At 41.6% G+C, this 13,631-nt stretch carries 11 protein-coding genes; 10 read left to right on the top strand and 1 reads right to left on the bottom strand.

Features of this window, described 5'->3' with window-relative positions; translation table 11 throughout:
• The first annotated feature begins 254 nt into the window (after positions 1–254).
• The 10 genes from FKP33_RS25725 (at position 255) to FKP33_RS25675 (ending at position 11,651) form a co-directional block, all read left to right on the top strand.
• Positions 255–812 (top strand): hypothetical protein, encoded by a 558-nt coding sequence (locus FKP33_RS25725; protein WP_054796027.1) that lies wholly within the window; start codon positions 255–257, stop codon positions 810–812.
• Positions 813–1,045: 233 nt separating this feature from the next.
• Entirely contained in the window at positions 1,046–1,375 is a 330-nt protein-coding gene (locus tag FKP33_RS25720; RefSeq protein ID WP_054796026.1) for a helix-turn-helix domain-containing protein, read from the top strand.
• Between the two features lie 588 nt (positions 1,376–1,963).
• Positions 1,964–2,383, top strand: coding sequence for an RNA polymerase sigma factor (locus FKP33_RS25715; RefSeq protein ID WP_127608015.1), 420 nt, complete (start codon positions 1,964–1,966; stop codon positions 2,381–2,383).
• Positions 2,384–2,501: 118 nt separating this feature from the next.
• Positions 2,502–2,909: a DUF6075 family protein gene (locus tag FKP33_RS25710; RefSeq protein WP_127608014.1), complete on the top strand. Its 408-nt coding sequence runs from the start codon at positions 2,502–2,504 to the stop codon at positions 2,907–2,909.
• A 32-nt stretch (positions 2,910–2,941) separates the two neighbouring features.
• Positions 2,942–4,597 carry a hypothetical protein gene (locus tag FKP33_RS25705; RefSeq protein ID WP_127608013.1) on the top strand — a complete coding sequence of 552 codons (1,656 nt, stop codon included), beginning with the start codon at positions 2,942–2,944 and terminating at the stop codon, positions 4,595–4,597.
• Positions 4,598–5,084: 487 nt separating this feature from the next.
• Positions 5,085–5,297 (top strand): hypothetical protein, encoded by a 213-nt coding sequence (locus tag FKP33_RS25700; RefSeq protein ID WP_127608012.1) that lies wholly within the window; start codon positions 5,085–5,087, stop codon positions 5,295–5,297.
• Complete coding sequence (locus FKP33_RS25695) at positions 5,294–6,250, top strand: hypothetical protein (RefSeq protein ID WP_127608011.1); 957 nt, start codon at positions 5,294–5,296, stop codon at positions 6,248–6,250. Before FKP33_RS25700 ends, FKP33_RS25695 begins: the two co-directional genes overlap by 4 nt.
• Before the next feature lie 9 nt (positions 6,251–6,259).
• The gene (locus tag FKP33_RS25690; protein WP_127608010.1) at positions 6,260–6,748 is read left to right on the top strand and encodes a hypothetical protein; all 489 of its coding nucleotides are present in this window, start codon (positions 6,260–6,262) and stop codon (positions 6,746–6,748) included.
• On the top strand, positions 6,735–8,762 hold the full coding sequence (locus FKP33_RS25685; RefSeq protein ID WP_127608009.1) for a coiled-coil domain-containing protein: 2,028 nt from the start codon (positions 6,735–6,737) through the stop codon (positions 8,760–8,762). The genes FKP33_RS25690 and FKP33_RS25685 overlap by 14 nt, the downstream gene beginning before the upstream one ends.
• 1,098 nt (positions 8,763–9,860) lie before the next feature.
• Complete coding sequence (locus FKP33_RS25675; RefSeq protein ID WP_141336711.1) at positions 9,861–11,651, top strand: recombinase family protein; 1,791 nt, start codon at positions 9,861–9,863, stop codon at positions 11,649–11,651.
• On the opposite strand, the gene FKP33_RS25670 is transcribed toward FKP33_RS25675, so the two are convergent.
• Complete coding sequence (locus FKP33_RS25670) at positions 11,612–13,126, bottom strand: recombinase family protein (protein ID WP_181410284.1); 1,515 nt, start codon at positions 13,124–13,126, stop codon at positions 11,612–11,614. The genes FKP33_RS25675 and FKP33_RS25670 overlap by 40 nt on opposite strands.
• Positions 13,127–13,631 lie beyond the last annotated feature (505 nt).

Below are 13,631 nucleotides of genomic sequence, written 5' to 3'. Positions count from 1 at the left end.
CGCATCACCTGTTAGCGATTCGTTTCCGATTCGAGCCGTTTCGCGATGGTTTGACAACCAATGATCTGTTGGTATGAGGGAAAAATCACCCTCCTCTTTCGAATGTATTATTGGTAAAATGTGGACAAATGCAGGTATCTACAGAGGAATTTTATTACCAAGTTTGTAGGAGGTGAGAATCAAAAATTGACTTAAGTTGCGAAAAATGGCATCCTTACTGCTTCCTCCACTTTACTAGAGAAGGGACGATGATAATGAAAACGGAGCGTGAACAACCTATAATCATGACGATTAACAGGCAGGCTGGCGGAACAATTTCAGGCAGCATGCACAGCAAGGAGGGAATTGTGATGACGCTGACCCAGCACCCCGTCCCCTATGAGAAAGTAGAATTATGGCTGAAGTCTTACAAGGACTGGAAGGCGAGACTGAAGTACATGCAGTCAGAACTGTCCTACATCCCTGAATTAACGCGTACGCTACAAATGGTTGCGGCTCACAGCAGCGGCAGAAAACAGGAAACGGTTTTACGGACGGTTATACGACGTATCGAAATCACCGAACATGAAATCCCGTTGCTGCTATCCAGAATCGGTTTGATCGACTATGCTTTCTCGGCTCTCACCCCGGAAGAAAGCTTGTTCATTCGGTTACGATATATGGATCAACTGGCGCTTTCAGACGCCATGAGCCGCCTAGCACTTTCCCGCCGCGCGTACTTCTACCTTCGAAAGCGAACATTGCACAAAATCTATATGAAAATCAAAGATCGGGCGGTTTTGTTGGATTTGGATTCGTCCCAAAATGATTGACCGGTTTCAGAAGATGCATATGCGCATCTTCTTTTTTTGCGTCCATTTTTCATTTTAATACGTTTTTATTCGTTACGTCCAATCCCAGTAAATACGATTAATGTCTCGCCAATTGATTCAATGAGTATTGAGGAGATTATAACACATACATTGGATACTGAGAATAGCGAATCTATCGAATGTTCATTTGACTTACTCTGCCTTATAAGCTGAAAGAATAAGGTGGTGGAAATGTGAACTCAATTCGGGATTCGTTAGGTCAGCGCATTCGCACATTGCGGGAACAATACGGATGGACGCAAGAGCAGCTTGCAGAGCGGGCAGACCTCCATCCTAATTATATCGGACAAATTGAACGCGGGCTAAAGAACGTTTCATTGGATAATATTTATAAACTGGCTGTTGGTTTGCGCATGGATTTGTCTCAGTTATTTGTTTTTGAGAATCGCGAACTTCCAGAGCCGTTGTCCCAGATTGGCCAAATGCTACAGCATTGTTCCGAAGAAGATTTAGATTTTCTGATTCAACACATCGAGCATTTGTTGAAGTGGAGACAAAAGTAAGTAACTGCTCGAAAGGAAGCGCCGGAACTGCATCGAACATGCACCGAACGCAGCACTGGATTTGCTCTCTTTTTGCACAAAGTCTGCACGCGTTATGCACATGATCCGTGTTATGATGTTAGTGTGGACAGGTTGTGCAACCACAAGCATCATGAAGACTGGTTGTCCCTTTCATCAAGCGCCGTTTCTTTCCCTGCTATCCCAGTGGGAAGAAATACGGCGCTTTTTTTATTTTGTTACTGATACAGCAGTCGTCGACTATATTCCGAATGTAAAGGAGTTGAACTAAACATAGGGCAACGCCAACCATCAAAGGCCCGCACAATTTCTCGCACGGTGTTGCCAGGTGAGAAAGGGAGTTGATGTTGATGTATCCCGACGACACATAATAACAAGCGGCGAATGATTCATCGGCATGCGTGGAATCAAGTTTATCAAGTCTTACGATCAGACCTGGTCGCAATCAAGCGTTGGCACGCTCTGCGGCAAGGTCTTTTTTGTTGTCCTTCCCGCTTGTCAGGAAGCGTCGGCTGTCGCTCTCCCCCCTCTGTTTTGATTGATCAAACAAACCAAAACGGAGGGACGAGTATGAAAAAGATCAATTTGAAAGACATATATCCTTTTTGGAAAACGGATGTATGGGTTGAAGTGGATGACGAGGTGGCTCAGGAGCTGCATCGGTTTGAATTAATTGAAAGCGCATACAAACTGCGCACGTATCGTCACCGGGCGTATTACTCGCTGGATCGAAACGATGGAATTGAGAAGGACGTTCTTTTTCTTTCGATTTCGCCGGAGGAGTACTATGAACGCAAGCTCTCCCGGCAACAGCTTTACGAAGCGTTGTGCCAGTTGCCGGAGAAATCGGCCAGACGAATTTATGCACACTTTTTTCTAGGCATGAGCAAAGTCGCTATTGCCAGAGCTGAGCATGTCGATGAACGGGCCGTTCGTAAATCTATTAAACAAGGCTTAAAGATAATGGAGCGTCTACTCAAAAACATGTGATTTTTCGTCATTGGGTCCGGTTTTCCCGTCAGAATGAAATGTTATATAGAGGATCTTTTCAGACAGCGGCTGGTTGCATCCAGCCGCTCATCATTCTCGGTGAGAGGGGCAAGTATCGATGCATCCTATTCGATTTCGGGATGAAGAACACGAGAGGTTCTATCATCAAATGCTGGCTGAAAGGAAATGCAACGACGGCTATCATCGTGCGCTTTTTTACACATTGGGCATTTCCCGGGAAACTAGGAGTCATGTACGTGATTTGTTTGATTTTTCTAACGGCGGCATTAATCCCAAGGGCCTTTCGGCCCCATGGCAAACCGGCAGTTCCATTCGAATATGTCGGCTCGCCTTTAATCTATGGAACGGGTGGACCGAACCAGGTGGGGAACGCTTCTCCACTCCCAACGAATTATTCGATTGCAGCTACGCCCCTTTCTTTTTCGAGGCAATTCATCTTCGTTATCCGGAATATTTCCGAAGTCAGGAAAAGATTTTCAAACGGCTATCTGAACAAACCCGCTGAACAGATACCGATTGTCGGGGGTGCATAAGAAGATGAAAGAAATTAAAACGAGGGTTGTTGTAAAAAACATAAAACGGCTGGATAGGTTCAAAAATTTAATGGAACGAGTAAGGAAAACGGGTGTCCGAGTCAAGAATCATACAGACAACGATGAGTCGACTTCCCCATCTCCTGTTGAATTTGCGCAACACCGCACCGCATCGTCAATTAAAACAATGGCTCAAATGGGCATTCGCATGAAGACCAACAGCAGACTGATTCGGTTGATTCAAAAAAAGAGGGCAACTCCAGTTGAAGATGCTGCTAATCCACAATCGAGTGGGTTACCCGTAAAAAAGTATAAGAAAACGACAGACGGGGTTATGAAGGCGAGAAAAAATCCCGTTAACGATTCCCGACTTTCCCCGAATGCCGATGCTTCTAACATGAGTACACTGCGATTTACCCGTAGGATGCAACCCCGTGAGCCGTTCGATGGAAAATACCTTTTGCCTTCTGATCAACTACCGGGAAAACAACGCTTTGTACGAAGCCGGGTCAATGCCCGGCTTTTGCATCGTTCTCAAAAAAACAGCTTTCCTGACCAGATGCTAAGAATGGACGTTAGACATCCAAAGTCCGTCGTAAAAAATGAAATAATCATCACCGCCGCGGCATCTCATTCAGCAAATGTACGAAGCAATCACCCTAAAACGCTAACGCCGGAAAGATTGAAGCCACGACATTTCAGACAAGCGTTATCCCGTATCCCCTCCGCTATATCAAAACAAGCAGGTTCAACGATCAAACGTAAAGAACGAAAATTCAAGGTATTACCCCTATTTATTAAAACCGGGCAACGACTGGGTCAGACTAATAATCATCCGGATTCGCAAGCCGAAGGGAAAATGAATGCGTTCAAAACGGCACGGCGGACAGTACAAATGGTGATGACTGCCCGCCGATCTGTTCAAAGGGCACAAGCCGCCGCGAGATTTAATCTTCGGATCATTAGAATGGTTGCAAAAGCAACCGCCCTGCTCGTCAAGGGATTGACGGCGCTTTTGGGGATCAGTAGTTCCGTTATCATCTTGTTGTGCATTGTAATGGCGGTAGCCGCAGTCATTTCCTCTCCCTTTGGCATCTTTGTATCCGGCGAAAATACGGACGCCGATGTAAAGCCGCTTTCCCAAATTGTTGAACAAATGGACGATGAATTTGCCGCCAGACTGGAAGAAGTACAGCAATCAGCCGACCCTGTAGACCGGGTGGAAATTCATTATCCTGGCAGCGCGGACAATACTCGAATGGATAATTGGATGGATATTATAGCCGTCTTCGCCGTGAAGACCGTCATGGATGCTGAAAATGGAATGGATGTGGCTACGCTCGATGCAACAAGAATCGGTATAATCCAATCCGTTTTTTGGGATATGAATCCAATAGAAACTCACGTTGAAACGATAGAACATAAGGAAACAATGACGGTAGAACATGAAGACGGGAGCACCAGCGAAGAAACGATTACCAACTACGAGTACATTTTGCATATTACGATTGCCAGCAGGACTGCGGAGCAACAGGCCGACATATACCGCTTTACAAGTGAACAGAAAGACATAATAAATGAAATGCTATCCGTAGAGTTCCGACCTTTCATGTTAGCGATCTTAGGTAAAGAACAGGATATTGGATTTACGCCGGAATAACCTGAAACGATTAAACATCATCTGCCCTAAGAGGAATTGTTCGATTTGGATAAACAAGTCCTGTTTGGCAGATCGCATTCTACGAACGCAAATTGATCCTCCGAAAAGATAAGGCTCAAGTTCTGAGCCTTATTCGCGTTAGCGTGCCCCATAAAGCATATATCTTCTTGCTGGACAAAATTGGTTCACGGGCGGTTATCAAGTGTTGGCTTCAATAAACTTTGGCTGTGGAAAGCGCGTTTATTGCGAAAAAGAAGGAATAAAGTCCCCTTTTGTCAAATAGGTAACTTTCGGGAGTAGCGAAAGGTGGGTCTTCATGAACATATGTAATTATATGCATGACGATTTGTTTTATCAAAACAGGTCGGAATTATTTTATACTGTTCTCCAGTTAATTCTTTACGGATCGAGCTTGCTTTATATGACTGGTAACGGGCGGTATTTTGGCACGACAGCCATTGTCAGTTCTATGTGGAGGATTAATATTATGAGTACTGGTACCCTACCTCGAGTAAATGAACGATTATTTTTTTTCGATAAAGAGGTAATCGTTGTGAAAGTATTTTCTATTTTTCAATTGGCAGAAATTCGTTACGCTTGCTCACTCGCTACATTTATGGTTGATATAAAAGTTTTGCGCCAAGAAGCAGATAAAAGTAGTTCTATCTCTATTAAGTTATTAGGTGGTACAGATAAATGATCTTAAATTTTATTGAAGGACCTTTAAACGGTGATTCTTGGGAAAGTCTAATTACCTCTTGTTACAGGATGAAATACCAAGATGAGCACTTCACCGAAATTCCAGCAGTTCATGGAGGTGATGCTGGTATTGAGGGATTTACACGTCATGGAAGGGTTTATCAATGTTATTGCCCTGAACGTGAGTATTCTGATGATGAATTGCACGATCATCTAAGAGATAAAATGACAGCAGATATAAACAAATTGATATCGCCCAAATATGCCAAAAGATTAAAGGAATTGGGTGTGCCCAAAATAAAAGAATGGCATTTTGTAATTCCTCAGTACAGGGATTCAAGAATTGTTACACATGCAGAGACTAAACGTAAAGAAGTGCTTCTGAAGAAAGAATCCGAACCAAATAATTATGATTATATAGATGATGATTTTGTAATAGTCATTAAGCAAGCAGAAGACTTTAAAGTGGAAATATCTAAAATCATTCGAACAACATTGACGGATATGCAACTTAACTTTGCAATTTACCATACTACTAGTCCCGACTGGTCGAAATGCGATTCTGAGAAAGCCGGCAATATTAAAAGAAAGGTTAAAGCAGTAATGGGAGATGTTGAAGAGTCTGATGAGGATTTCAATGATATTGTTAATACTTACATAGATTCCTACATTAAAGGCATTGAAATTCTAAGAATATTACGTGTTTCTTACCCTGAGGTCTATGAAGAAATTTACATGCTGGAGCAATCGTATAAAAAGCAGGTATCCCTAAAAACTAAAATGAATACAGACAGTTCAATTAACTCTAAGTTATTTTTCGAAATACTCGATGATTTTCAGAATAAGCTAGAACAACAGTTTAAATATCTTACAACTGCATCAGTAATGGAATTAAAAATTGATCTTATTAGCGGGTGGCTTGCTGATTGTTCGATGCAGTTTAGAAGTAGGTGAACTGGGATAATGCTAGAGAAAAATTTTCTAATTGCGGATGAGATATTGTTTGATGCGAAGCCCGATGCAGTACCGTACAACTATAGAATTAGTTATAAGTTGGCACAACTTTGCTTAATTCTTGAAATGTGCTGTGGCCGTGGAGGGTGTTCATTGTTAAAGTTGCATATGATTTCAATCGGTCTTAGTACAAACAATGACATGGAGAAATTAAGTGATTTCGCTAACGATAGACTAACCAATTATACTATAGTGAGATTTGATCCAGCAGTAAACCATGCTGTAAAGTATGCACTTGCTGAAGAACTGTTCTTTCAACAACAAAATGGTTTATTTCGTCTGACAAAGAAGGGTAAGGCCTACGTAAAGAAAATTATTAGAAACACAGATTTATTAAGTAATGAAAAGCGGTATTTATTCACCTTGTCAAATAAACTAACAGAAGAAAAAATTAACAACCTCACTTCGCTTTGGAGGTATTCCAATGTTGAGAATTAGAAGATTGAAAACTGAAATTAAGACAAGTAACGGTGTGTTTGGATCTGACGATAAATTCACTGAAGGTCTGAATTTTATTGCAAGTGAAGATAACACCTGTGGAAAGAGTTCAATAATAGCTGCAATTTATTACTGTCTTGGTCTTGAAGAAATAATTGGTGGTCGCGGTGAGAAAGTCCTGACATCAGTGTATAAAACTTCTATTGAAGAAGGAGAAAGCGTATGGCCAGTACTTGAGTCAGGGGCATATTTGGAAATTTCAAATGGTAAAGACGTGATTACAATTTACCGGGCAGCTAAGATGGAAAATAGAGATAGTAAACTGATTACGGTGTGTCACAGTGAATTAGACGATATCGGAAAACCCAATATATTGTGCGAAGATATGTACGTACATATGCCCAATTCAGCAGTTAACAAAAAAGGATTTCATAGCTTCTTAGAAACATTCTTACATATTGAATTACCGTTAGTACCAGCTTCTGATGATGCAATTAGAAAGTTATATTTGCAATTAATTTTCTCAGGGATGTTTATTGAACAGAAGCACGGATGGGCGGATCTCTTATCAGGAATGCCTGTTCTCGGAATTAGAGAGTCCAAGAAACGGGTATTAGAATTTATTTTGCGCCTAGATACTTTGGAAAATGAAAAGAAAAAGGATTACCTTCGGACATCGGAAAGTAACATTAAGCATAAATGGGAGTCCCTTGTAAAGGAATTAATCATTTATACAAATAGGGAGTCATGTACAATAAGTGGGCTTCCAGCAAGCCCGAAGTTGCTGTCCGAGGATGATTTCTCAAAAATCCTTATTAGTAAGGATAATGACAGTATAGAGGAATATATTGAAGACCTTAACGAGCAGTATAAAGAATTGGGGCTTATGAAGCCCAAAATCATCGATAATTTTGATGAGATTCAAGAAGAACTAAATGAGACTGAAAATTCAATAGACCAATTCGAAAGCGAGCTTCATAAACATAGAGATATGTTGCTTTCAGAAAATAGCAGTATTGAAAGATTAGCTAGTAATCTGGAAATAATCGATTCTGATATTAGAAATAATAAAGATGCTGCACGTCTTCGAGATCTCGGTTCTGAATTGAATTTAGCTACTTCGAAGGATCTTTGTCCTGTATGTAGTCAAGCTATTCAGGATACTTTGATTCCAGATTCAAGTCATATGCAGGTCATGAGTATTGATGAAAACATTAGGCATTTGAACGCACAGAAAGAGATGCTAGAATTTGCCCGAAATAGTCATAGACAAAATAAAGAGAAATTGCAGGGTAAAATAACTCAATTGGAAAATAGCTTATTTAAGCTTCGTAGTTTAGCTAAATCGTTACGCAGCGATCTTTATTCGACGAACGATAATATGTCAGAATCTATTGTTTATAAGAGATTGCAACTTGATTCCGAAATAAACAATCTCAATAAATTGTGTGATTTTTTATCAAGCCAGAAACTGAAACTAAAAGAGCTATCGGATGACTGGAAACAATATCTAACAGAAAAATCCGGATTGCCAAGTAAAAAGTTTACGGACTTGGATGAGGAAAAAATAAAGACATTAAGAAATCATTTTATTAACAATCTGAGGCAATTTGGTTATAAAAGTATTCTCAACTTAAATCAAATAGATATCTCTTTAGAGTCATATCTACCCGTAATTGAAGGATTCGATATGAAATTTGATTCTTCAGCAAGTGATAATATACGAGCGATATGGGCTTTTATACTGGCATTACTCCAAACATCTAATGAAAAAGCAGGAAATCACCCCGGAGTATTAATCTTTGACGAACCTGCCCAGCATAGCATCGTTATTAATGATATGGAGCAATTTTTTAATTGTATTATCAAGTTGAAAAAGAGTCAGGTCATTGTTGGAATTACGATAAAGGATAGCGATACACGTCAAGCAATAAGTAAATTACCTTCGGAAGATTATAATTTAATTAGAGTACCCAATAAAGCTTTTCGAAAGTTCGAATCAGAAAGCGAATAGCAAATATCTAGAATCCCCGGGGAATTTATAACTAAGTTCAATCCAAAACCAGAATGAATGAGGGATTGAATGTTCTCGTTATAATAATCGTTCCGGGGATTTAGCTTGTTCAGGAGAATTGTCAGCACTTACAACTTATGTGCTTCGTCGGTGACGTAATACCGCCATTAACGTAAGCGCTTGTGAGTCAGACTCGACCACAGCGTAAAGAGTCTAACGCTACTGAACGGCGGTAATGCATTAAACCAATAAAGTCTGTGCCTATTTATCTCGACAGAGTAGCAATACCCCTTTCACGTCTGGCATCAAAAGAACGTATCCTCGTGTCTCGTTTTCCTTAGCCCCCTCGCCTTTTTCTTAGAAAACGCTCTCCGATCTGATCGATAGTTTTGCAACCAAGGTCCGATTTTGCATTGAAAATGAAATGAATATTAGAGGGACACTATTCAACCCCTCATTGATCCTTGAAAACTGAATAAAATCTTATCCGGTACGTTCCCCGCATGACCTGAAAGGAAAGCCAGATTGCAGGCGCGCCATGACCATTTTGCCGGTTCTTGTTTCTACATGCCCTGAAATCAGAAGCGGTAAACTGCGAGCGATTTTGCCCATGCAATGAAAAATGGTGGTGCTATTTATGGCGAAGACCCATGCGGAGGGATAATGATACTTCCGTCCAGCCACAGTTCAGCGCAATGGGGGCGGCTTGCAGCGATCCTGGAAGAGGTTTGAAGCCTATGAGGACGGCTAACCACTGTCCGCCGGATAGGATATTTGAGAGAAGCAACCAAAACAGAGGCGAAAACAGAGATGCGCACATACGGTTATGTTCGTTGCGCATCTCTGATTTTCAGCTTTGATGGATTAATGGGAGGTTATTATGAACCATAAACTCATCCGGTACAGCATGCAAATAGCTATGATAAGACAGTTACTGGCTTTATCTTTGATTACCGAAAACGAATTTCATTTGATAAAGAACAAAACGATGCGGGATTACGGCATCATTTCGGACCTTACTTCTTGATTCGCACATTTGTCGGTTCGCCCATCTCTTATTAAACTGATGGCGAGTAAATAAGAATGGAGGACAACACCATGGCTCTTGAAGTGGAAGTGATTAAAGCAAGTCGGAAAATATCGGATCGCAACGCCGGAAAGTTATCGGATGTTCTTCGCGTCGCCCCTTATGCCCGCGTAAGTACCGACACTGAGGAGCAATTGAACAGCTACAAATCGCAAGTCGCATATTATACCGATCTCGTAAGCAAGCGCAGCGACTGGATGCTTGTCGATATTTATGCGGACGAAGCCATAACCGGGACACAGGTAACGAAGCGCGAGGATTTTCAGCGCATGATTAACGATTGTATGGATGGGAAAATTGATATGATCATCACAAAGTCTATCTCCAGGTTTGCAAGAAACACGCTGGATACGTTGAAATACGTCCGAATGTTGAAGGAAAAGAACATCGCCGTATTTTTTGAAGACGAAAATATCAATACGCTGACGATGGACGGCGAATTGTTGCTTGTCATTCTAAGCTCCGTAGCGCAGCAGGAAGTGGAGAATATCTCCGCCAACGTGAAAAAAGGTTTGAAAATGAAAATGAAGCGCGGCGAACTGGTGGGCTTTCAAAGTTGTCTGGGATACGATTACGATGTGAATACGAAACAGATAACCGTTAATCAAGAAGAAGCCGAAATCGTCCGCTATATTTTTGAACGATACTCATCGGGAATCGGCGCTTACGTTATTGCAAAGGAACTGACTGAGGCGGGACATAAAACCAAGTACGGAAGAGTCGAATGGCAGGACACAACCGTTCTTGGTATCATAAAGAATGAGAAGTACAAAGGCGATTTGTTGCAAGGAAAGACATTTACCGTCGATCCCATTTCCAAGAGAAGATTGGACAATTACGGCGAGGAAGATCAGTTTTATGTCAAAAATCATCATGAGCCGATTGTCAGCGAGGAAGTTTTTGAAAAGGCGCAGGACATATTGCATCGAAGAGGCGAGAATCGCCGCCGCGGCGCAAAAGGCAAGCGGGACAAGTACAGCAGGAAATTTGCTTTCAGCAGCAAGTTGGAATGTGCTTTCTGCGGAAGCAATCTCTCGCGGCGGAACTGGCACAGCGGAACCCCGCATGAAAAGGTGATTTGGCAGTGTGTGACAGCCACGAAAAAAGGGAAGAAATACTGCTCTCTCAGTAAAGCCTTGGAGGAAAAGCTGATTGAGGGTGCTTTTGTCGAATCGTACAAATTGGTGTGCCGCAACAATTCGGATGTGCTAGACGAGCTTATGAAAAGAATGGAGTCCGTGTTTAGCGACCAGAATAATCAAAAGCGACTGAACAAAATTATCAGCGATATTCAGGCTACGGAGCAAAAACGTTGCAAACTGATTGATTTGTGCCTGGATGAGAAAATAGACAGGGCTACTTACGAACAGAAGTATGCGGAGCTCGATACTTCGCTTACTAAATTGCTCGAAGAAAAGGAACAGTTAGAGCAATCCGCGCAAGATGAAATTGACTTGGGAAAACGGCTTGAACATTTTCGCAAAGTGCTTCAAACGAATGAGCTTCTGACCGCATTCGACCGGAACGTATTCGAAAGCATTGTCGATAAAGTGATTATTGGGGAGAACCCCGATCAAGGTAGTCCCGAGCCGTACAAATTGACCTTCGTCTATAAAACCGGCTTTCATAACAGCATCCAAAGCAAGATGCATAAGCAAAAAAAGTCCATGCGAAGTGAAAGGGGGAAAGTGCATTCCTATTCCCAGCACAACACATATCGAGTGTACAGTGTTGCTAAAATGGAGGGAGCCGTAAGCGGTGCTTACGCTCCCTGCTGTATTTCTGGATTACGGAAGTTGTAGTGAATTTTGATATTGCCGCCCTCATAAACCTCAATTTTGAGAATGAGTTTGTCCACAATACACTTTAGAATCTTTTCATTCTCAAAATCGAGGCTAAGGAGAGTTTTGACCTGCTTTTCAAAGAAGCGGAATCGGCTCTCTTTTTCTTCATCAAGTTGAATGAATCGGCTTAGTTCAACTTTACGATGCTCCAACACTTCTATTTCTTCTCTAGTAGAAGAATGAAGCCGCCTCCATTCTTCCTTTGTTATATCTCCTTCAAGATGTTGCTCATGAAGGCTACTTTGTTTACGAATAAGAAGATTAATCCGCTTTTCAATTTGGCTAAGCTCCTTTCTGTAATTGGTTAACTGACTGTTCGTTTCCGTATCGACTATTTCCATAAGCTTTTTCATATGCACTTTCCCGCCGAGCTTCAATTGCTTTAATGACTCTTTCACTTGGGCTAGGAAGGGATCATATTTGATGAGATGAGAGGAGCAATACTGCTTACCGTATTTTCCGTATCGTCCACATTGATAGCCGTTCCTATCCTTCTTATAGTGCATCCCCGTACCACAATCGGCGCATACGGCAGTATGTGCGAAGATGCTTTCCTGACCATTACTTTTCCTCAAGCCCTTGTGCTTTAACTTCTCCTGAATTTGATAAAACTCATCTTCTGTGATGAGGGCGGGGTGAGTATGTTTTACAGGGATTTGCTTTTCAGGTTCAATGATTGTTCGCTTCTTAATTCGTATACTTCTAACTTCACTTCTATGCTGTATCATATGACCCATGTATGCTGGATTAGTTAGAATTAGTTTTATCGTGCTTTGTTGCCATAATTCCCCCGCGTTTTTTGCTCCTGCAATAGTTCTAGGGGTAGGGACTTTATGGTCACACAGGTATTTAGAAATTCGGCTTAGCCCCCATCCCTCATATAGATAGAGACGGAATATATCCTTTGCTATGCTTACATACTGCTCATCTAAGACAAGATTATTTCCATCTCGCTTGTAGCCGAAGGGCGGGAGAGAGCCGTTAAATTCTCCTCTAATCGCTTTTTCTCTTCTTCCCCATTTAACACGTGCGGAGGTTCCCTCGCTCTCTTTCTGTGCAAAGCTTAGGTACACCATAAATTGAAACTCATCGACCGAGAGAGTATCGATGTTTTGTTCCATGAATATCATGCCGATACCAAGTTCATCCATTTCCCGCTTCATGTTAATTCCATCTTGATTGTCGCGAGCGAAGCGGGATATGGATTTGAATAGAATATAGTCGAATCTTTTCGCTCTAGCATCTTTCAGCAAGCGTTGCATTTCCCGCCGATTCTTTACATTAACCCCGCTGACGCCTTCATCTTTATATACGTCATAGATAGTACCACCTTTTTCATCAACATATCGGTGAAAGTAAGATATCTGATTAACGATACTATCTTTTTGGCTATCTAATGTGGTGCTTACTCTCGCATAAATGGCATATCGCATAGGTAGTTCCTCCCGGATTGGTTTCACTGAACCTATACGAAGCGCCCTCGCCATAATTTAGCCCGCTTAACTGTTGTATTCCCCTATCGTATAGCAATGGTAGGAGGGAGGGCGGGAAACATGAATCAGGAACCCGAATATATTGGAACACAGTCCTTACAAGAGTCCTTAGAACAACTGGTAGTTGAATTAGTAAGAGCGGGACATATAACAATCGATTGCGATGAAGCCTTAACCAATATATAGATAATCTGTTTAATAACGCTTCCCCGTCTAGTATGCACTTGGACTTGGTGAAGCGTTTTTCTTTTATTTCCCTAGCCTGCTCAAAATCGATTTATAGCTCCTCTTGTCCTCGGGTGAATAATAAATCAGTCTATTGCCCTCCCGCCTCCCTTGTCGCCTTGTAGGGCTTCCATTTTCGATGATTGGGGAGCGGGGCAAAACTATCAAGTTGTCAAAGAACTGTAAGTGAGAGTTTATAGGAACACAATAGGGAATATCA

It is taken from the genome of Paenibacillus sp. tmac-D7, from assembly GCF_006519665.1.
In the GTDB taxonomy this organism is placed as follows: domain Bacteria; phylum Bacillota; class Bacilli; order Paenibacillales; family NBRC-103111; genus Paenibacillus_G; species Paenibacillus_G validus.
Note: the sequence above shows the minus strand (reverse complement) of the source record. Positions and strands in the feature narration are given on the sequence as shown.

Excerpts from the sequence above, each read along its gene's own strand:
- FKP33_RS25725 (WP_054796027.1), top strand. The coding sequence starts at position 255 with ATGAAAACGGAGCGTGAACAACCTATAATCATGACGATTAACAGGCAG.
- FKP33_RS25715 (WP_127608015.1), top strand. The coding sequence starts at position 1,964 with ATGAAAAAGATCAATTTGAAAGACATATATCCTTTTTGGAAAACGGAT.
- FKP33_RS25710 (WP_127608014.1), top strand. The coding sequence starts at position 2,502 with ATGCATCCTATTCGATTTCGGGATGAAGAACACGAGAGGTTCTATCAT.
- FKP33_RS25705 (WP_127608013.1), top strand. The coding sequence starts at position 2,942 with ATGAAAGAAATTAAAACGAGGGTTGTTGTAAAAAACATAAAACGGCTG.
- FKP33_RS25700 (WP_127608012.1), top strand. The coding sequence starts at position 5,085 with ATGAGTACTGGTACCCTACCTCGAGTAAATGAACGATTATTTTTTTTC.
- FKP33_RS25695 (WP_127608011.1), top strand. The coding sequence starts at position 5,294 with ATGATCTTAAATTTTATTGAAGGACCTTTAAACGGTGATTCTTGGGAA.
- FKP33_RS25690 (WP_127608010.1), top strand. The coding sequence starts at position 6,260 with ATGCTAGAGAAAAATTTTCTAATTGCGGATGAGATATTGTTTGATGCG.
- FKP33_RS25685 (WP_127608009.1), top strand. The coding sequence starts at position 6,735 with ATGTTGAGAATTAGAAGATTGAAAACTGAAATTAAGACAAGTAACGGT.
- FKP33_RS25675 (WP_141336711.1), top strand. The coding sequence starts at position 9,861 with ATGGCTCTTGAAGTGGAAGTGATTAAAGCAAGTCGGAAAATATCGGAT.
- FKP33_RS25670 (WP_181410284.1), bottom strand. The coding sequence starts at position 13,126 with ATGCGATATGCCATTTATGCGAGAGTAAGCACCACATTAGATAGCCAA.